The 20,075-nt window shown below is 59.4% G+C and carries 16 protein-coding genes; 10 read left to right on the plus strand and 6 right to left on the minus strand.

Translation table 11 applies throughout. From position 1 onward, the window contains the following. Window positions 1-8 precede the first annotated feature (8 nt). The 9 genes from tssJ to ACA079_RS16160 all read left to right on the plus strand — a co-directional run bounded on the left by tssJ (window position 9) and on the right by ACA079_RS16160 (window position 12,627). On the plus strand, window positions 9-767 hold the full coding sequence (tssJ, locus tag ACA079_RS16120; RefSeq protein WP_497700017.1) for a type VI secretion system lipoprotein TssJ: 759 nt from the start codon (window positions 9-11) through the stop codon (window positions 765-767). Then, window positions 760-2,103: a type VI secretion system baseplate subunit TssK gene (gene tssK, locus ACA079_RS16125; protein WP_497700018.1), complete on the plus strand. Its 1,344-nt coding sequence runs from the start codon at window positions 760-762 to the stop codon at window positions 2,101-2,103. The genes tssJ and tssK overlap by 8 nt, the downstream gene beginning before the upstream one ends. Next, on the plus strand, window positions 2,100-2,813 hold the full coding sequence (gene icmH / locus ACA079_RS16130; protein ID WP_169374122.1) for a type IVB secretion system protein IcmH/DotU: 714 nt from the start codon (window positions 2,100-2,102) through the stop codon (window positions 2,811-2,813). The genes tssK and icmH overlap by 4 nt, the downstream gene beginning before the upstream one ends. A 30-nt stretch (window positions 2,814-2,843) precedes the next feature. Further along, window positions 2,844-6,728 (plus strand): type VI secretion protein IcmF/TssM N-terminal domain-containing protein, encoded by a 3,885-nt coding sequence (locus ACA079_RS16135; protein ID WP_497700019.1) that lies wholly within the window; start codon window positions 2,844-2,846, stop codon window positions 6,726-6,728. Between the two features lie 31 nt (window positions 6,729-6,759). Further along, window positions 6,760-7,686: a type VI secretion system-associated protein TagF gene (gene tagF / locus ACA079_RS16140; RefSeq protein ID WP_497700020.1), complete on the plus strand. Its 927-nt coding sequence runs from the start codon at window positions 6,760-6,762 to the stop codon at window positions 7,684-7,686. Then, window positions 7,683-10,178 (plus strand): type VI secretion system membrane subunit TssM, encoded by a 2,496-nt coding sequence (tssM, locus tag ACA079_RS16145; protein ID WP_497700021.1) that lies wholly within the window; start codon window positions 7,683-7,685, stop codon window positions 10,176-10,178. Before tagF ends, tssM begins: the two co-directional genes overlap by 4 nt. 165 nt (window positions 10,179-10,343) lie before the next feature. Then, window positions 10,344-10,862, plus strand: a complete 519-nt coding sequence (locus ACA079_RS16150) for an Hcp family type VI secretion system effector (RefSeq protein ID WP_059404755.1) — start codon at window positions 10,344-10,346, stop codon at window positions 10,860-10,862. Between the two features lie 94 nt (window positions 10,863-10,956). Further along, window positions 10,957-12,054 carry a type VI secretion system protein TssA gene (tssA, locus tag ACA079_RS16155; protein ID WP_497700022.1) on the plus strand — a complete coding sequence of 366 codons (1,098 nt, stop codon included), beginning with the start codon at window positions 10,957-10,959 and terminating at the stop codon, window positions 12,052-12,054. A gap of 408 nt (window positions 12,055-12,462) precedes the next feature. Continuing rightward, window positions 12,463-12,627 (plus strand): antitoxin Xre/MbcA/ParS toxin-binding domain-containing protein, encoded by a 165-nt coding sequence (locus ACA079_RS16160; protein ID WP_497700023.1) that lies wholly within the window; start codon window positions 12,463-12,465, stop codon window positions 12,625-12,627. Window positions 12,628-12,739: 112 nt separating this feature from the next. Here the strand turns inward: ACA079_RS16160 and xylB are convergent, their stop codons facing one another. The 6 genes from xylB to ACA079_RS16190 form a co-directional block, all read right to left on the minus strand. Beyond that, on the minus strand, window positions 12,740-14,224 hold the full coding sequence (gene xylB / locus ACA079_RS16165) for a xylulokinase (protein ID WP_497700024.1): 1,485 nt from the start codon (window positions 14,222-14,224) through the stop codon (window positions 12,740-12,742). Window positions 14,225-14,252: 28 nt separating this feature from the next. Then, entirely contained in the window at window positions 14,253-15,251 is a 999-nt protein-coding gene (locus ACA079_RS16170) for a LacI family DNA-binding transcriptional regulator (RefSeq protein WP_497700025.1), read from the minus strand. Window positions 15,252-15,277: 26 nt separating this feature from the next. After that, on the minus strand, window positions 15,278-16,219 hold the full coding sequence (locus ACA079_RS16175) for an ABC transporter substrate-binding protein (protein ID WP_497700026.1): 942 nt from the start codon (window positions 16,217-16,219) through the stop codon (window positions 15,278-15,280). Between the two features lie 63 nt (window positions 16,220-16,282). Further along, window positions 16,283-17,275: an ABC transporter permease subunit gene (locus tag ACA079_RS16180; RefSeq protein ID WP_497704333.1), complete on the minus strand. Its 993-nt coding sequence runs from the start codon at window positions 17,273-17,275 to the stop codon at window positions 16,283-16,285. Window positions 17,276-17,321: 46 nt separating this feature from the next. Next, a complete protein-coding gene (locus ACA079_RS16185) occupies window positions 17,322-18,866 on the minus strand; it encodes a sugar ABC transporter ATP-binding protein (protein ID WP_497700027.1) in 1,545 nt (514 codons plus the stop codon). Between the two features lie 15 nt (window positions 18,867-18,881). Continuing rightward, window positions 18,882-19,070 carry a hypothetical protein gene (locus ACA079_RS16190; protein WP_497700028.1) on the minus strand — a complete coding sequence of 63 codons (189 nt, stop codon included), beginning with the start codon at window positions 19,068-19,070 and terminating at the stop codon, window positions 18,882-18,884. A gap of 533 nt (window positions 19,071-19,603) precedes the next feature. Here ACA079_RS16190 and ACA079_RS16195 point away from each other — a divergent pair. Further along, window positions 19,604-20,008 carry a DUF6632 domain-containing protein gene (locus tag ACA079_RS16195; protein WP_497700029.1) on the plus strand — a complete coding sequence of 135 codons (405 nt, stop codon included), beginning with the start codon at window positions 19,604-19,606 and terminating at the stop codon, window positions 20,006-20,008. Window positions 20,009-20,075 lie beyond the last annotated feature (67 nt).

A 20,075-nucleotide genomic window follows, 5' to 3' on the forward strand; every position in this document is an offset into this window, starting at 1 on the left:
TAGCCATCATGGATAACAGACACTCAAGGAAGCGCCCTGCGCAGCCGGCATTGGCAAAATGCCTGATCGCAGTGGCATTGATGATGGCGTTGACGGCCTGTGGCGTCACCGACCGTGTCAGCAAGCGGGTCGACGATACGTGGGCCGGCGACATGCTGTTCGACGATAACGAGAAGGTCATCCTGACGTCGGATGGCGGCAATCAGCTCAATCCCGACGAGTCCGGCAAACCGCTGTCCGTAGTGATTCGCGTGTATCAGCTGACGTCGCTGGAGCGCTTTTCGTCGATCGACGCCGACACGCTGTGGGACGACCCGCAAAAAGCTCTCGGCAATACGCTGCTCGAAAACCGTGAAATCACCTTGCTGCCGGGCATGGGGCAAGTCGACAAGTGGCCGTTGAACAAGGCCGCGGGCTACGTCGGCGTTGCCGCGTTTTTCCGCTCGGATGAAAACAGCCGCTGGAAGGTTGCGTTTGACGCCAACTCGCTGCGCAAGGATGGCATCTGGTTTTCCGCCGATGGCCTGCGGGTGTTGGTGGACAACAACACCGTTTCCGCCGTGAACGGTGTCGATGTTTTGAACAAACCCAAGACTCAGGAGCAGCTCGCCCAAGCCTCTGCCCTGCCCGACCCGCCAGCGAAGCCAACCCTCACCCAGCGTGTGCAGGACGCGGCCGTGCAACAGGCTGAAGACACGGCGACCAGTTCCGCGCAAAAAGCCACCGAGTCAAAATTAAACTCTCTATTGGAAGGCGTTCATGAGTAAGCAAAGCCGGGTGATGTGGTCGGAAGGCATGTTCCTTTTGCCACAACATTTCCAATATCAGGATGAGTTCCACCAGCATCAGCTGGCAGAGTCGACGCTGCGCAACACGCCTTTCCATTGGGGTGTGCAAATGCTGCAGGTCGATGAAGAGGCGCTCGCAACCGGCTCTTTGCAGCTGAAACGGTTGAAACTGGTGTTTCCCGACGGCAGCCTGTACGACGCGCCGCAGCATGACCCGCTGCCGGCAGCGCGTGACCTGAAGGACTTGCTCAAGGGCAACGACCTGAAGGTCTACGCCGCGCTGAAACTGCCTGAGCCGTTCGGCATGAATTACGTCGAAGACGGCCAGGAACAAAAAAGCGCACGGCGGTTTCGCAAGCAGTTCGACACCTTGCCGGACCTCAACGAAGGCGACCTCGAGAACGAAATCACCAGCCTGCGCCTGAACGTGGTGATGCTGATCGACGGCGATAACCTGGATGGCTACAGCCACTGCCCGATCGCCCGGCTGTCGCGCAACAACATCGGCGGCTTCAACCTCGATGCACACTTCGTGCACCCGACCTTGCATGTCGGCACTCACGAAACCCTGACCGGTCTGGGCAAGCGATTGCTCGGCGCGCTGCAATCCAAAAGCAAGGCGCTGTCGGGTCGTCGTCGCGAACGCGCGGACCAGATTGCCGAGTTCGGCTCCAGCGACGTGACCTTGTTCTGGCTGTTGAACACGGTGAACCGCGCGCACCCGGGCCTGGCGCACCTGCTCGCCCACCCGCGCCTGCCCCCCGAGCGCTTGTATCTGTTTCTGGCGGAACTCGCGGGCGGCTTGCTGACGTTTTCGCTGGACACGCAACTCAACGACATCCCCGAGTATGACCATCACGACCCCGCGGCTTCGCTGGTCAAGCTCGATGAAATGATTCGCGTACTGCTCGACAACGTCGTGCCTAACCAGTGCGTCGTGATCAACCTGACCCAGACCAAGCCGTCGTACTGGCAGGGACAGTTGCTCGATCCGCGCCTGGCCGAGGCGGACTTCTATATTTCCGTGCACGCCGACATGCCCGGTTCCAGCCTGCTGGAGCTGGTGCCGCGCGCGTTCAAGGTCGGCTCGCCGGAAGACATTGAAGTCGTCGTCAACAGCGCCATGCCCGGCGTCACGCTCAATCACTCGACCCGCTTACCCAACGCGATTCCGGTGCGACTGGACAATCACTACTTCTCCATCGAGCCGCATGGCCGGGTGTATGAACGCATGATGAGTGCCCAGGCCATCTCTTTTTACGCACCCAGCGCCTTTACCAATCTCAAGCTTGAACTGATGGCGGTACTCAAATGAACGAAGCCGTAATGCAAGGCGCCGTGGCGGCCGCAACTGAAAAACCGGTGTTGAAAGACCTGGTGCAAGACTTCATCAGCATGGCGCTGATCGTGCGCAAAGGCCGTCAAGTCACCTCGGTCACCGCTTTTGAGGCGAGCATCGATGCCTTCTTCTCGACACTGGAACGCGAAGCCCGTAACGCCAACTACAGCGTTGAACAGGTGAAGGACACGCAATACGCCCTGTGTGCGTTCCTCGACGAAAGCGTATTGCGCTCCGGGGAAAACGATCTGCGTCGTCACTTCGAACTGCAGCCGTTGCAGTTCCGCTATTTCGGCGTGCACCTGGCGGGCGAAGGCTTTTTCGAGAAAATCGATTCGTTGCGCAGTGACGTCAAGCAAAACCTGGATGTGCTTGAGGTCTATCACCTGTGTCTGGCGCTGGGTTTCGAAGGCAAATTCAGCCTCGGCCAAAAAGACCAATTGCGTTATCTGGCCAACACCCTGGGCCAGGACATCGCGCGATACCGCAAGACGCCCAAGGCGCTCTCGCCGGATTGGGCATTGCCCGACCAGGTCTCGCAGATGCTGCGCCATGAAGTTCCCGTTTGGCTCTATCTGGCGCTCATTGCGCTGGTCTGCGTGGGTGTTTACCTGACGCTGGACTGGCTGTTGGCCAAGGACGTAGCCGCATTGTCCGAACAAATCAGCCAGCTGTTCAGTGCCTGAGCACACCTCAGGTAATCGAGTCAGGAAGACATGAAGACATTATTGCGTTTGTTGAAAAGCTTTTGGTTTGTCATCCCCGTGCTGTGGCTGGCGAGCCTGGCGGTTGGCTGGTTCGCGGCACCGCACGTTAGCTGGTTGCGTGGTTACACGCTGGAGGCGATGGCGATCATCAGCGCCTTCTATTTGCTGATCATTGTGCTGCGTCAGTACAAGCGGATCCGCGCTGAACACAACCTTGAGAACCTGGTGCAGATCGAGGTCGATCGATCGCTTAAATCCACCGGTGAATTCCGCGACCAGCAAGTGCTGCGCGAACGGCTCAAGCACGCCATCGCGATGCTGCGCACCGACCGCTCGGCCGGTGGCGGCGGCTCGTCGGCGCTGTATGACTTGCCGTGGTACCTGGTCATCGGCATGTCCGGTGCCGGCAAAACCTCATTGCTGACGCGTTCCGGCCTGTCCGCGAGCATCGCCAACAGCGCCAATGACACACAAAGCGGAACGCAACATTGCGACTGGTACTTCAGCCCCGAGGCCGTGATGATCGACACGGCTGGTCGCTACCTGCGGGACGACCAGTCGGCCAGCGAATTCGCCGCGTTCCTGCGGATGCTGAAAAAACAACGCAACAAAGCCGCCGTCAACGGCCTGGTGCTGGTGGTGAGCCTGCCTGAACTGCTGGCCGCCAGCGCCACCGAGCGCAACGAGCTCGCCGCGCAACTGGTGTCACGCATAGAGGAATACACCGACTGCCTGGACGCCAACCCGCCGATCTACCTGATGTTGAGCAAGACCGATCAACTGCCGGGGTTCAGCCAGGCTTTTGAAGGCCTGGACCTGAACGAACGTCAGCAACCGCTGGGCATGACCTTCGGTTTGTCGGAAATCCGCAACCAGGGTTTGCGCCCGGTGCTGGATGCCAAGCTGGCCAACCTGCACAGTCATATTCGCCGTCACGTCGACGCGCAGATGATTGCGTTGGGCGCCGATGCCAACAGCGCGCTGCTGAACTTCCCGAACTATTTTTCCGAACTGTCGGTGGTGCTCGAACAGTTTCTCCAGCACTTCGCCCAGACCGGTCATTCGGGTACGCAACTGTTGTTGCGCGGCCTGTATTTCACCAGTGCTTTGCAGACCGATCAGCAACTGAGCCAGGTCTATGAAGATGATCTCGCCGAGTCGTTTTCACTGCTGCCAGAAGCCGAGCACGACAAGCACACACCCAGCAGCGGCAAGAAAATCAGTGACCGCAGCTATTTCATTACCGATACGTTCCGCCGCGTGATTTTCCCGGACCGCGACCTGACACTTTATCAGTCGCGTTCCGGACACAACAAATCCTTCAGCCCGGCCGTGCTGGGCGTGGCCGTGCTCGCCGCACTGGTGTTCATTGGCTGGCAAACCCTGTCCTTCCAGAACAACCGTCAGTGGCTGGCCGCATTGCGCGAGCAACTCAACGAGCTGCAGCAATCACCGGAGCGCGCCGAGTTGCTGGCCTCGGGCCAAGGCCTGGAATTGCTCCGCGATCAACTCGCCGCCATCGAGAAGTTCCGTGCCAAAGGCGTACCGCTGCAACTCAGCGCTGGCCTCTATCGGGGTGACGACATCTACCGCGTCGCACAGACTGCTTATTTGCAGCAGTTGCGTACTCAGGCGCTCGAACCGATCACCCTGCAACTTCAATTGCAGATGCGCGCCTTCAATGAGTTCGCAAAAACCATGGACCCGCAGAACAGCTTCGCGGCGGCGCCCGCCAAGGCCGGCAGTCCGTCAGCCAAAGCTCGCGCGCAAGGGCTGAAACTGCCGACCCGCTTGAACAGCGTTCCGCGCAGCACCGGTGATGTCACCAGTCGTTTGAGCGCTGCGGCCAAGGGTTCCGCGAACAAGGTGCGCGGGGATGCGTTGACCGCACTGCGTAATCCGGCCACGGCGAGCGACGCCGCAGAACTGTCGGCGACCACCGGTGGGCTCTCGTTGTCCGAGGAAATGCTCGGTCGACTGGATGAGCGCCAGGTCGCCTCCATCATCGAGTCCTATAACGCGCTGAAGCTCTACTTGATGCTGACGCAACCTGAAACCCATCCTGAGCCAGAGTTCGTCGGCGCGGCGTTGCCGGTTGCCTGGGCCAACACCGCCAATATCGACAACCCGGTCAGCACAGCGGTTATTCAGGACAACTCGCCGGTCTACGTGCAACTGCTGAAAAATGGCCAGGCGCCGTCCCTGCCACGTAACGAGCAATTGATCAGCGAAACCCGCAATAGCTTGAAGTCATTCATGATTTCCAGCTCGCTGGTGGACCGTGAATATCTGCGCCTGCAATTGGAGTCCAGCCGCCAGTTCCCGGCCGTGGGCCTGAGCGATCTGGTGCCGCTGCCAGGGCGTCAGCTGTTGTACGGCAGCGAAGCGGTGCCGGCGATTTTCACCCGTCAGGGTTGGGAACAGTTTGTGAAGCCTGAGCTGATCAAACTGCTGTCGGGCAACCTGCAAAACGAATCGGACTGGGTGCTCGATGGCGAAGGCGGCGACAGCCTGGTGCAGAAAGCCAACTTCATCCGTGAGTTCATGACGCGTTACAAACGCGACTACACCCAAGCCTGGTACACCCTGATCGACAGCGTCGGTGTTCGCCATTTCACTGACATGGCCAACGCGACCCAACAACTGTCGCTGCTCAGCGACGTGCAGAACTCGCCGGTGAAAAACCTGCTGGCAGCGGTCAACGACAACACCCAATGGGATGTGCCTGCACCGCGTGAAACGCAGCAACCGGGGATCAAGCGCGATGACGGTTTCTGGGGCAAGGTCACGGGGATTTTCGATGGGCAGGACACCTCGCCCAATGCGCTGATTTCGCCGTTGCCTGCGGTGGACGACGGCAGCCTGGCCAAGCGCTTCGAGCCGGTGTCGCGGGTCTTCGCCGTGCAAAACGCCGAGGGCGCCGACAGCACGATCATGGATCGCTACCTGGCGGCGTTGCGCAAACTCAAAGTGCGGATGAACAACATCCAGCGCTCCCAAGACGTCGGCAAAAGCAGCAAGCAACTGATCAGCGAAACCCTGGAAGGTCAGCCGAGCGAAGTCACCAGCGTGCGCAACTACGTGGAGACCACCGTCGACACCAGTCAGGGTGGCCTGTCGACTTCGTTGCAAGGCCTGTTCAGTTTGCCGATTCAGTTCGCCTGGGAAACCCTGCGCGATCCGGCCGGCGAGCAGATCGCCAAGGCCTGGGCACAACAGATCGCCAAGCCTTGGGAACAAGTCATGGCGCACCGTTACCCGATCGCGGCAGGCAGTCGCAATGAAGCCTCGGTCAAGGACCTGCAGCGTTTCGTCGACCCGGAATCCGGCTTGCTGCCGAACTTCAAGCGCAACGAAATCGGCAATCTGTCCGGGGGCGAAGGCCTCGGCATGAGCAGCGCCAGCAAAGCAACGCCGCTGGTCAATCCGAACATGGTCAACAGCATCGACAAGGCCAGCTCACTGGGCCAGGTCATTGCCAGCCTGTCGGACCGGGAAAACGGTTTTGAGATCATGCTGGAGCCAGCGGCCTGGTTCACCGACATCATCTTCACCCTGGACGGTCAGGTGCAGCACTATCGCAACGGCAAGACCAGCTGGAGCCGCTTCTCCTGGCCGGGCACCACCACCGCACCGGGTGCGCGCATGGACGTGGTCACGCTGAGCGGCGAACGCATCACGGTGTTCGACTACCCCGGTCGCTGGGGCCTGTTGCGCATGAATGACAGCGCCCGCGTCAGCGATCTGGATGGTATTCAGCAACGTTTCAGCTGGAACACCGACAGTGGCCAGGTCAGCCTCGCCGTGCGCAACTACGGCGGCGTCAAGCTGACCGACCTGGCGAACGTCAAGGCACTGAGTGCACTCAACGCCAGCGGCGGACGGGTCCAGTGAGCACGCTCGCCTTGAATCAGGGACACGGCCAATGATTGGCTGTTTCGGGAAAGTGCCCGCGAGCCCGGACTTCGTCAGCCTGCACGGTGCAGCCGACGACGTCTGCGAGTTCGATGCCTGGCTGCAAGGCGCATTGGCCGCCCTGCAGCCTCTTGAGGACTGGCGAGAGTTGTTCGACGCGTTACCGGTGTGCTTTTTCAGCTACCGCGCACGCAGTGGCAACTGGTTGGTCGGCGGCTTGATCAGCTCGAGGGACTCCAGCCAGCGGCGTTATCCGTTTTTCATTTTTCAAACGGTCAAAGCCAGCGACTCCGGGACGTTGGTCAATCCTTTCACCCTGAGCGAACTGTTCAACGGGCAGATCAGGCCGTTGCTGCACATGGCCACCCAGGGCGAAAGTACGTCCGTGCTGTTCGACCGCATCAAGGCCTTGCGCCCGTTGCAAGGTCAGGATTTCGAGTTGTTCCGGCGCGTGCATGACAAGTTCCTGTTGAACTTCAACCTGCGCGACATCGCCACCGCGCTGGAAGGCGCCTACCCGGAATTTGTCACCAATGCCGTACTGACCCGGCTGCTGGCGTTCAAAAGCCATCTGCATCAGCCAACGCCGATGGGGATTTCCCTGCCCTTGCCGGCGGAAAGAGGTTTGAAAAATCCGACCGCCGATTTGTGGATCACCTGGTTGGCGCGAATGACCGCCGGCAGCGGCGTGCCGCAGGTCAGTCTGTTGGCAGACGACTTTATGCGCCCCCGGCTGATCTGCTTCCCGTCACGAAACAACAGCGATGCCTATCGCGTGCTGACCGGTAGCGGCAACCGCTTGCAGAGCCATGACGTGCTGGCGTCATTCGATGCATTTGATGAGCACCACCCGAAACACGCCTTTCCCGAAATCGACCGCCCTCTTGATGACGTTATCGACCGTTTTGTCGACGCGCTGGATTTGAAGTCCGTATGAACAAGATCAAGTATTACTTCTTGCGCTTCCAACCCTACATTCTGGGGGTTTGTTTTTTTCTCACCATTTTCGTGGTGTGGGGCATTGGTCGTGCGTTTGACTTCAGCTCGCTGAACAGCCTGCTGACCGGCATCGGCGTGTTCCTGCTGCTCTCGGCCGGTTACGTGCTGCTGCTTTATCGGGGCGTGTCGCGACACCACAACCTTGAAGGGCTGCTGCGCGACGACGCCGATCAAGCGGTGCTCAACGCCAGCCCGGCGGACCGCGAAGAAGTCAGCCTGTTGCGCGAGCGCCTGTTGCAGAGCATCGAGCGGCTGCACAGTAACAAGCCGCGGGGCAGCAATCCCAAGGATGCGCTGTATGCCCTGCCCTGGTACCTGGTGATCGGCCAGCCGGCTGCCGGCAAAAGTACGATGCTCTATCAATCGGGCCTCAACTTCCCGTATGCGGAGCGTGAAGGTGCGCGTGTCGCCGGCCTGGGCGGCACCCGCAACTGCGACTGGTTTTTCAGTTCCGAAGCCGTCCTGCTGGATACCGCCGGTCGCTACATGAACAACCAGGAAGAGGCCGGCAAATGGCGGGCCTTCCTGCAACTGTTGCGTCAGCACCGCCAGCGTCGGCCGCTCAACGGCTTGATCGTCACCGTCAGCATTCACGACATTCTGCAAACGTCGCTCGAAGACCAGGAGCGTATTGCCAAGCGCCTGCGCGAACGCATCCAGGAAACCCATGCGCTGCTGGAAGTGCGCCTGCCGGTCTACCTGGTGTTCACCAAGTGTGACCTGGTGCCGGGTTTTGCCCCGTTCTATCGCCAACTGGATGACGTTGCCCGCGGCGAAGTCATGGGCAAGACGTTTTCCCATAAAGGGTACGAACAGGCCGACTGGGGCCGTCAATTCGGCGTGGCGATGGACGAGTTGGTCAGCTATTGGCAGCAGGTGGCGAGTCAACAACTGGTCATGCAGGACATTCAGATCACCCGCCAGGATTCAGCGGTGTATCGCTTTCCGCTGGAACTGGCGGCGCTGAAGCCGAGGCTGCAGTTGTTCGTCGATGCGCTGTTGCGCGCCAACCCGTACCAAAAGGCCGAACTGCTGCGCGGCTTCTATTTCACCAGTGCACTGGACGCCGACCAACCGGAAATGGGTGGGCACACGCGCCAGGTCACCGAGCGTTTCTCACTGGACAGTGATCAAGAGATCGCCAGCGGCGATGCGCAACCGCGTCCGCTGTTCATCAACAGCCTGTTCCGCAAAGTCATCATTCCCGACCAGCATCTGGTGGCGCTGTACACCACCAACCATCGCGAACGTCGGCGCAAGGCGGCGTGGATTGGTGGTGCCGGGCTGGTCGCGGTGCTGCTGTGCAGCTTGCTGGGCTGGTCCTATGTGAATAACAAAAACACCGTGCAGACTATTTCCACGGAACTGGCCCAGGCGGCCAAAGCCGACGCTTCGGCGACGGGGCAATACACCGACTGGCAAACGCTGGATCGCATGCGCTTCTGGACCGCCCATTACTATGCGCAGCACCACGATGAAGGTGTGCCGATGCGCATGCGCCTGGGGCTTTACCAAGGCTACAAAGTCGAGCCGCTGGTGCGCAGTCAATATTTCAGCCGGCTGGAAAGCGTGATGCTCAAGCCGACCGCCGACAACCTGACCCGCTCGCTGTACCTGTTGACCACCCTCAAGGTGTATCAGCGCAACAGCAAGGAACTGCTGCCCGTGACCGGCGTGGACAGTGTCGAACCCAAGGCGCTGCCTAGCGACAACCGGGCGCAGTCCATCGCGGCGTTCGGCAAGACCACGCTGGACACCTACGTCATGCTCTCGCGTGCCCAGCGCGAAAAGGCTGCCCCGGCGTTCCTGAAAGCCAAAATACCGGATTACTGGTACCCGGCGATTGCCCGCCAGACGGGCAAAACCATCGGTGCGTCCAATGACGGATCAAGCTCGAATCAGGATTACGAGTTTGCCAGCCGGCAGATCAATTTTTACAGCGACCAGATCCACGAGGAAGACGTGCCCAGGATCCTCGATAACGCGTTCCTGACGTCGAGCTCGCGTAACTACATCAACAGCTTGCTCACGCAGTCGTTGCGTTCGATCGAGACCATCACCCTGGAATCGGACACCTTGTTCGCCTTTGGCCGCGCCGACTTCCAGAGCCTGAAAACCGAAGGTCAGGGCCAGTTGAGCGCCATCGCCGGCAAGCTGTTGAGCACGCCTGACATCGGCAAAATCATCATCGCCGGGCACGCCGATCAACTGGGCGACCCACAGGGCAACCTGCAGGTTTCCCGGCAGCGCGCACAAACCATCAAGACCTACCTGGTGGGCAAAGGCGTGCCGGGTGAACTGGTGGAAGCCGTCGGCGAAGGCAGCACCAAGCCCTTGGTCAAATGCAACATGCAGCAACCAAGAGCCCAGCTTATTCAGTGCCTGGAACCTAACCGGCGCGTGGAAATCGAAGTACGGGCGCTCAACTGAGACGGCCGCGCTTCTGAAGGGAAACCGCTGCCTGGGCCCGCTTGAAGTTCGGCCCAGGCCGGTAAGACACCTCTCTTGATCGTTTCAAAGAGGTTAAAAACGAAGGGTTGTGATCTGTCCGCAGGTTGTTACAGCCCTTTAAATGAAGGTAAGGAGAAATTAGAAATGGCATTTGACGCATACATTCAGATCGAAGGCATTCCAGGTGAAGTGCTCGACGACAAGCACAAGGACTGGATCGAAGTGCTGGGCTACGAGTACGGCGCAACTCAGGCGACTTCCGCGACTGCAAGCTCTTCGGGCGGTGCTTCGTCGGAGCGTGTGTCGTTGAGCGATTTCAGCATCCGCAAAGCCGTGGACAAGGCTTCTGCCAAGCTGTTCGAAGCCTGCTGCAAAGGCACTCACATCGCCAAGATCCAGCTGAACGTCAACCGCGCGGGCGGTGACAAGGTCACCTACCTGACCATCAACCTGGAAGAAGTCGTGGTCTCCTCCGTCAAGGCTGTCGCCGGCGGCAGTCAGGGCGGTGAAGACAAAGCGGTCAGCGATCTGCCGATTGAAGAAATCAGCTTCAACTTCGCGCGCATCAAGACTACCTACACCCAACAAAGCCGTGCCGATGGCCAGGGCGGCGGTAACGTCACCGGTGGTTGGGATCGCACGGCGAACAAAGTTTTCGCTTAAGCCCGTAGCGATAGCGGACCGCGCACGCGGTCCGCATTCAGCACCGTGCCTGCCAAACAGGCGCGGTGTTCTTTTATTTTGATCAGAGTTGCCTATGTCTGAATTTCTCAACGACCTTTCGCTGGCCGAACTGACAGCGCCCATCAATGAGGGGAGCGGTGAAGACTTGAGCTTTTCCACCTTGTTCGATCAGGTGAAGGAAGCTCGTCGAGCAGACCCCGATTACCTTACCCAGGGTGACTGGCAAACCGATCTCAAGGCTTCCGATTGGGATCTGACCATTACCTTGGCTGCACAAGGCCTGGCTCGACAGAGCAAAGACTTGATGCTGGTCGCCTGGCTCAGTGAAGGCCTGGCGCACAAGTACCATTTTGTTGGTATTACCTTCGGCCTGACGCTGGCCGAGCGCATTCTGCAAACCTTCTGGGCGGATCTGTTTCCTTCCTTGGAGGACGGCGTCGATGAACGCGCCGCACGCCTGGCGTGGATGAAAACCTCGCTGGCGGACATCGTCGGCGCATTGCCGATCACCCAGGGGCAATATTACGGTCTGCTTCGCTATGACGAATCCAGGCACATCGAAAACCTGGCGCTGCAAAACCCTCAGGCGATGCGGGCCGCCCTGGACGAAGGCAAGATCAACGCGGAAGTCTTCCAGCGTTCGGTGGTGCTGACCGACTCGGATCATCTGCGCCTCAAGGCCGGCGAGATAGCCGCCTGCCTGAAAGCCTGCCAGCAGCTGCAGATCACCGCTGACAGACACTTCGGCCCTGAGGCGCCGAGCTTTGCCGGGCTCAATGACATGTTGTTTCGCGCAGGACAACTGGCTGAAAAACTGCTCAAGGATCGAGGGATCGAACTGTCCCCGGCCCCTGTCGCGCCGACTGCGGCCATCCCTGAAAGCACTGGTGAACAACCTGCAGGTTCCGCAATGACCCAGCCTGAGCAAAGTCTTTTAGCCACACCGCTTCGAACCACACCGCAGACCCGCGATGAGGCATTCACCCTGCTGGCCGGCATCGCCCAGTTCTTCAAACAGACGGAGCCCCAGAGCCCCGTCCCTTATCTGATCGAACGCGCGATCAAATGGGGCAACATGCCGCTCGAGGGTTGGCTGAACGATGTGATCAAAGACAGCAATGTGGTGGACAGCATCCGCGATGTGCTGGGGACCAAGGAAGCGAAGTCCTGACATATCGCCTTCGCGAGCAAGCTCGCTCCCACATTTAATCGGTGTCGTTCGCCGATTTCGCATTCGCTGAAACGCCACTGTGGGAGCGAGCTTGCTCGCGAAAGCGGCCGTCCAGCCAATGGATCTGCCACCTGACACTCCGCCTTCGCGAGCAAGCCCGCTCCCACATTTGATTGGTGTCGTTCACCGATTTTGTGTTTGCTGCCTCCCCTCTGATCAATCCGCTCCTCATGCCGGATATCCGCCCAGCTTTTCCAAGCTGTTCGCATAATTTTCGAACTTCGGGACTGCAATTTAGAGAAGCTATTCTGTGCGTCAGTCTCCTCACTCGAACGCCGTCGTCGTGAACAAAAGCCCCTCTGCTCTACCGCGTCTGAACGACTATATCGAATTACGGTTGTCTGTCTCTTGGCTGAAAGGGTCCTCCAAAGCAGAGATATGGCTGCATGCTGGATGTCTAAACCAAACAAAACCCTCGGCGGACATAAGTCGGTTCTGCTCTGTGGAACTGAGATCGGAGGCTCGCAGGTTCGTCGGGTACTTCAAGCGCTGGAATGGGGAGGTACTGTTTAGATTTAAATTCGGAACGTAAGCGTTCCGCCAACTAACCTAGCGTGGTTGGGGTGTTGGTCGCGGTACGGCGCGAAGCTTAGCTGTTGAGATCCACTGAAATGACTAGAAGAATTCAACCGTGCAGCGTTTTCGCTGCTGGCAGCAAACCGCGGAATTTCTGGTAACGGGCTTGTAGCGCGAATTGTTGTTCGACCGCAGGAAAGTACCGCGTTTTGATCGACATGCCCGCCTGTAACAGATCGCAACCGCGCCCGTAAGCCAGGAAACCCAGCTTGGCGGCACCGATGCAGGCGCTGAGTTCGCTGCCGTGCAAGGTATAGATTTCCCGCTGCAGAATATTGGCCAGCAACTGCGCCCAATAATCGCTGCGTGCGCCACCGCCCACCAGTGCGCAATCCTCTACGGCGGCCCCGGCTGACTGCAGCGCATTCATCGCGTCCAGCAGACCGAAGCCGACCCCTTCCATCACCGCGTAACCGAGCATCGCTGGCGTGCAGTCATGCCCCAGGTTCATGAAGCCGCCGCGCAGCAAAGGATCATTGTGCGGGGTGCGCTCACCGGCCAGATAGGGTAGAAAAAGCGGGTTTGAAAGCGCCACGGATCGATCAATCGGTAGCGACGTCTGCACGTGCTGCAGCAACGTTTGTTCATCCGCAAAACCCAACAGGCGAGTCACCCAACGCAAGCAACTGGCACCCGCCAGCATGGCGCCCATGGTGTACCAACGGTGCGGGAGCGCGTGGCAAAAACTGTGCACGGCACTGGCCGGATTACCCGCAGGGTGATCGGTGATCGCGACCATCGCGGCGCTGGTGCCCAGGGTAATAAACGCATCGCCGGCATTGATGGCACCAATGCCGACCGCCGAGACGGGATTGTCACCGCCGCCACCGGCGATAACCAACCCTGCGGGCAAGCCCAATCGCATGGCCGCAGAGGCACTCAAGCTTGCACTGGCGGCGCCCCCCTCGACCAGCGCGGGCATCTGACCGGGCTCAAGCCCGGTGGCGCGCACCATGGGTTCGAACCAGTCACGCCTGGCCACATCCAGCCATAACGTGCCAGCGGCGTCCGACACGTCGCTGATGCGCTCGCCGCTCAGTCGTAGCCGCAGGTAGTCCTTGGGCGACAAGACGCAGTCAATGGCGTTGAATACCTGCGGCTCATGCTGGTGCAGCCACATCAACTTCGGCGCCGTCAGTCCCGCCATCGGCAAACTGCCCGTCACCTCGGCAAAACCGGGGTATTGGCGACCGAGCGCGTCGGCCTGGGTGATGGCGCGGGAGTCATCCCACAGTATCGCCGGGTACAACACACGGTCGTCATCGCCCAACAGTACCGCGCCGTGCATTTGCCCCGACAAACCGATGCAGCGAATTCGCGCATAGGCGTCTGGGTGACTGAGCCGCAATTGATCCAGTGCACTCAGGCAGGCCTGCCACCAGTCTTGCGGATCTTGCTCGGACCAACCACTGTGCAGCCGTGAAACCGCCAACCGGGCACCTGCATTGGCCAGCACTGTTCCGCTCTCATCCAGCAATATCGCCTTGAGTTCCGAGGTGCCGAGATCGATCCCGAGTGAGAGGGGGCTGCTCATAAACATTCACTTCCATCAGCCGGACTGATCAGAGACAGCCACATGAGTTTCGAATCCGCAGCGTGGGTGCCATGCGCACGGTCTGTTTTTTACGCTCAGGGGATTCAATTCGCTCAAGCAGCAAGGAGACTGCGCGAGCGCCCAACGCCTTGACCGGCTGAGCGATCAACGTCAGGCGAGGGACAAAAAAATCAGCCCAGTCAAAATCATCGAAACCGACCAGCGCCATTTGCCCAGGCACCGCGATGTTCGCATCGCGCAAGGCATGCATGGCGCCAAGGGTCATGAGGTTGTTGGCGGCCATGATCGCTGTCGGTGGCGAATGCAGTGCCAGCAACTGTCGAGTAGCCACCCGTGCCGGTTCACTGTTCGATTCACCATTGACCAGCAACGCCGGATCAAAGGGCAGCCCCGCCGCCATCAACGCGGCTTGATAACCTTCGATCCGCTCGTCGGTGGTGCTGAATCCCGGGCGACCGGCAATCAACGCAATGCGTCGGTGCCCATGCTCGATCAGATGCGCCACCAGGGCCTGCGACGACTTTATATTTTCAACACCGACCTGATCAAAGCCTTTGGCGACGAGGCGATCGACCAGCACTGTCGGAATATCATTAGCCTGCAGATAGTCCAGGGCCAGAGGCTGCTGCCCCATCGACGGCGCCAGCAAGATGCCGTCGACACGTCGATGGTGCAGGGCTTTGACAACGCGCAGTTCCTGTTCGGGATCGTCGTGGGTATCAACGAACAGCATCATGATGCCGTGCTTGGCGCACTCGGTTTCAATCGCGTGCACCGTCTCGCTGAAATACTGGTTGGAGAGCGCCGAGATCGCCACGCCAATGGTGTTGGTGGTCGAACGCGCCAACGAACGTGCCAGCGTATTCGGGATGTAGCCGAGTTCCTGGACCGCCATTTCAACCGCACGCACCGTGGCCGGGCTGACCTTGCGCGTGCCGTTCAAAACGTGCGAAACCGTCGACGTCGATACCTGCGCAATCTTTGCCACATCATCCATCGTTACCACAGCACTCTCTCCACCCCGTCATCGGCTCAATGTTTGCTGGACCAGCCGCTATATGAGCCGACATTATCGCGGGTAATCAGCTTGGGCGTCAGCAAGGTGAGCACTTCGGCAGGCTTCTTGTCGTTGAGAAGGTCATTGCCGATCACCACCGCACTCTGCGCCATGGCCCATGGGTCCTGGCTGGCGGACGCCTGGACCGACGACTCGGTTTTCAGTGCGTTCTCGATGTCCGGTGCGCCGTCCACGGAAGTAATGACAATGCCACTGCGTTTCAGCTGTCTGGCGGCAAGATCGCTACCGATGGCCTGCGGGTCGTTGATGGCGAACAAACCGTCGATTTTCGGGAAGCGCGTCAGATAGCCCTGCATTGCATTCAGCCCACCTTCACGGGAGCCTTTGGCGTCCTGATCATCGGACAGAACCTTGATGCCGGGCGCGGCGGCAAACGCTGTTTTACAGCCCGTGACACGGTCGGTTACCGCGGTCACTTGCGGGCCGTTCTGGATGATCACGTTGCCCTTGCCGGACAGCTTGTCGACGATGAACTGACAGGCCAATTTGCCGGCCTCGACGTTGTCGGTCTGCACGGTAGCGTCCACGCCCTTGGCATTCACGTCCACGGCCACTACCACGATCCCGGCCTTGCGGGCTTTCTTGACAGCGGACTCGATGGCCGCCGGATCGACTGCGTTCAGCAGGATCAGGTCGACGCCAGCGGAAATGAAGTTGTCGATCTGGGTGAATTGCTTGCTCAGGTCGTAATCGGCCGACACCGACATGACCCTGGCATTCGGGTTCAGCTCAAGCGCCCTGGCCTTGGCACCGTCGGCCAGGGTCACGAAATACGGATTGCCCAACGAGCCGAGGCTGATGCCCATCGATTTCAGTTCACGGGCCTCGACACCCTGAGACAACAGCGTGACCAGGCACAGGGAGACGACAGCGGGAAACGTGCGTTTGAAGTTCATGATTTCTCTCTTGTGATTATGGGTGGCTCTTTTTTGAATCAGTGTTCGAGAACAGCGGTTGAATCAGGTTCGTGCACCGGACTGGCGATAACGATCGAGCGCCACCGCACCAATGATGACGAGGCCCTTGATGATGTATTGCCAGATGTCGGACACCCCCAACAGCACCAGGCCATTGGTCAACACCGCGATGATCAGCGCGCCGATCAGGGTTCCGCCGATGGTACCGACGCCGCCGGTAAAGCTGGTTCCGCCGAGGATCACCGCGGCGATGGCATCGAGTTCGTAGGATTGCCCGAGCTGCAGACCATTGGCCGCGAACAGTCGCGAAGCGCTCATCACGGCGCCCAGACCCGCCAGGGCACCGGACAGTGCATAGACGAACAGCAAGACCTTCCACACCTTGATTCCGGACAGGCGCGCCGCTTCCGGGTTGCCACCCACTGAATAGATCTGCACGCCGATCACCGTTCGCCGCAGGATGAACCAGGAGAGGCCAATGACACACACCGCGATCACCACCAGCCACGGGATGCCGAGGATCGAATCGTTGCCGATGAAGGCAAAGGGCAGTTCGGGATTGAATACGGTTTTGTCGTCGGCCAGCAGACGGGCCAACCCGCGCATGGCGGTCAACGCTCCGAGGGTCACGATAAACGGCGGCAGGCGCATGAACGCGATCAGCCCACCGTTGACCAGGCCCAGCAACAGGCCGAAGCCAACACCGGCAACGATGCCCAGCATGCCGTATTGCGGCGACATCGATGCCAGCAGCGCCACCACTGCCGACGCGGCGAGAATCGCCCCCACGGAAAGGTCGATGCCGGCGGTCAGGATCACGAAGGTCATGCCCGCGGCCAGCACCACATTGACCGAGGCCTGCTGGGTAATGATCGACAGGTTCTGCAGGGTCAGGAAGTTTTCGCTCATCAAGGCGAAGCCCACCAGCAACAGCACCAACACCGGCAACATGCCCACCGTGCGCATCAGCTCTCGTATCCGTTCGCGCTTGCCGATCGCCATCGCGGTCGCTGGATTGTCCAGAGTCAGCCCCATAACGTTCGCCTCCACTTTCTTTGCCTGATGAATGTGCCCCCGGGAATCAGCCATGTGCAGCCACCTGCTCACCACCGGTGGCCAGATCGATAATGGCTTCCTGGGATATTTCGTTGCCGGACGCCCCGCCCACTTCAGCCACCAGCTGGCCAGCGCGCATGATCAGTACGCGGTCGCAGGTGCCGATGATTTCCGGCAACTCACTGGAGATCACCACGATGCCCACTCCGCCCTTGGCCAGTTCGTTGATGATTCGATAGATTTCCGATTTGGAACCGATGTCCACGCCACGGGTGGGCTCATCGAGGATCAGTACATGGGGTTTGACTTCCAGCAGTCGCGCCAGCAGCACCTTCTGCTGATTACCACCGGACAAGGCCCCGACACTGACCTTGCCCGAGGCGACCCGGATCGACAGCGACTTGATGGCGGCGCCCGCCCGTTGCGCGCCACGATCACGGTCGAGCACGCCGCCGACATGGGCATCGGGGACGCAGGCACAGACGTTGATGTTGTCACTCACGCTCATGTCCAGAAACAGGCCCTGAGCCTTGCGGTCTTCGGTGAGGTACACCACACCGGCACGAATCGCATCGGTCGGATTGCGCAGTGGCGTCACTGCCTTGCCGGCCACTTCCAGCGTGCCGGAGCTGCGCGGGTCGGCAGCAAAAATCAGCCGTGCCAGTTCGGTGCGGCCAGCACCTACCAATCCGGCGATACCCAGCACTTCACCGGCATGCAGATCGAAACTGCAGTTGCGCACGCGCTTGCCGTCCGCCATGTCGCGCACTCGCATCACCACGGCTCCCGGATCATAGGCAGCGTGTTGTTTTTTGTAGAAGCCGCCGAGGTCACGCCCCACCATCATTTTGACCAGCACCTCGGCCGACAAGGCTTCGCGCTCGAGCATGCCGACGTACTCGCCATCACGCAGCACCGACACGCGATCCGACAGCTCGTATATCTCGGCCATTCGATGGCTGATGTAGATAATCGCCAAGCCTTGGGCGCGCAACTGTTTGATCAATGCAAACAAGCGATCCGTCTCACGCGATGACAATGGCGTCGTAGGCTCGTCCATCACCAGGATTTTCGCGTGGGCATGCAAGGCTCGGGCAATTTCCACCAGCTGGCGCTCGGCGATTGAAAGCGTACTCACCCGGGTGGTGGGCTTGAACTCGGCACCCAGCCGCGTCAACACCTCAAGGCAGCCGGCCTCCATCGACTTGCGGTCGATGGTCCAGCCACGCCGCAGTTCACGGCCGAGGTAGATGTTTTCGGCCACGCTCAAATTCGGGCACAGGCTCAATTCTTGATAGATGACAGCGATGCCATGCGCTTTGGCGGTGCCTGGGTTGTAGGTAGCGACTCGCTGCCCCTCGATGCGAATTTCGCCCCCGTCATCGGCCTGATAGGCACCGGACAGAATCTTCATCAAGGTTGACTTGCCGGCGCCGTTCTCACCCATCAAGGCGTGGATTTCACCCGCATAGACTTTCAGGCCAACACTTTTCAGCACGCGCAGCCCATTGAAGGTCTTGGAGATCCCTTGCATTTCCAGGAGAGGAATTGGTGCAGGGTCGAGGCTCATGGTTGAGCCCTCACATCAGCTGTCGACGTGGTTTTTTGAACGGAATGAAAAAGAAGGTGGATTATCTGGCCAGACAACATGTCCATTTTTATCCCTGAGCTTTTTTATTTTTCTTCTTGGGTCACTGCCGATAATGGCGCCTCGGGTGACCTGATCGGAAAAGACTCTAGTCAGATAAATTTGTTTACGCAAGCGCTTGCGCATGCAATTTTTAGCCTGATGAAACGTTTCATCAGGCTAAAACATCGGCCAAAAGTTGTCATTTGGAGGTTTGACGAACTTACAAGCAGGACGCCCAATCGCAGGCGTCCCGTACCGATTAAGGGCCGGGGAGCAGTACGGCAGTCAGGCAGGATCAGGCCGGATTTTCACGCTTGGCCGCTCACTTATTTTTGCGTTCCATACCACGAGTGCAGTGCATTCATCCGGGATCGCAACCCTGATCAGCAGAGCTGCCTGTTGCTGTCGCTGATGAGAGGCAGACATCGGCCAGAATAAGCCGGTGGACGGAGCGATAGCTAATGAGAAGCTATGCTTGGTCTACTGCCGGAACTAATTGAGCAGATTGCGCTTTCCGTCCATGGTGTATTAACCCCTTCAGCGGACACCCGACTGTCACAATGCCCGGTCTAGTCAGGGCTAGACGACAGAACAAGGAATGTTATCCACCAAGCCCGTGAAGGTGTTATCACCCCACTTGGGGTCAATTTAGAGTTAGGCCCAAAGAGGAGTCCGCCATGACCGTAGCCGATCGCCTCAGGTATTTGCGCGTCGTTCTAGTTTTGGCTGGCCTTGCGTGCCTTGCTCTCTACCCACTTATGTTGTTTTGGCCGTCCGGCTGGGCCTGGCACGTCGGTCACTCGGACTACCCGATGATGATCGTTGGCATCTACGCCACACTTGGCGTGTTCTTGATCCTGGCCGCACGTGATCCATTAGCCAATCTGAGCCTAATCTGGTTCACCGTGTGGTCTAGCGCCGTACACGGAGGAATCATGGCCGTCCAGGCGGTCACCCAGCCGGAGCAAATGGGGCACTTGGCAGGTGACGTGCCGGCGCTCTTCATCGTGGCGGTTGCCTTGGCCATCTTGACGCCCCGCTCGCAATTGGCCGCTCGGCCCCGGACACACAATGGGGCCTAAGAGCAGGTTTGACTGTCAGGATCGGGACGAAAAGCGCGTTTCTACGCATCGACTGACCGGTTTGGGT

It is taken from the genome of Pseudomonas sp. LBUM1645 (assembly GCF_059716185.1).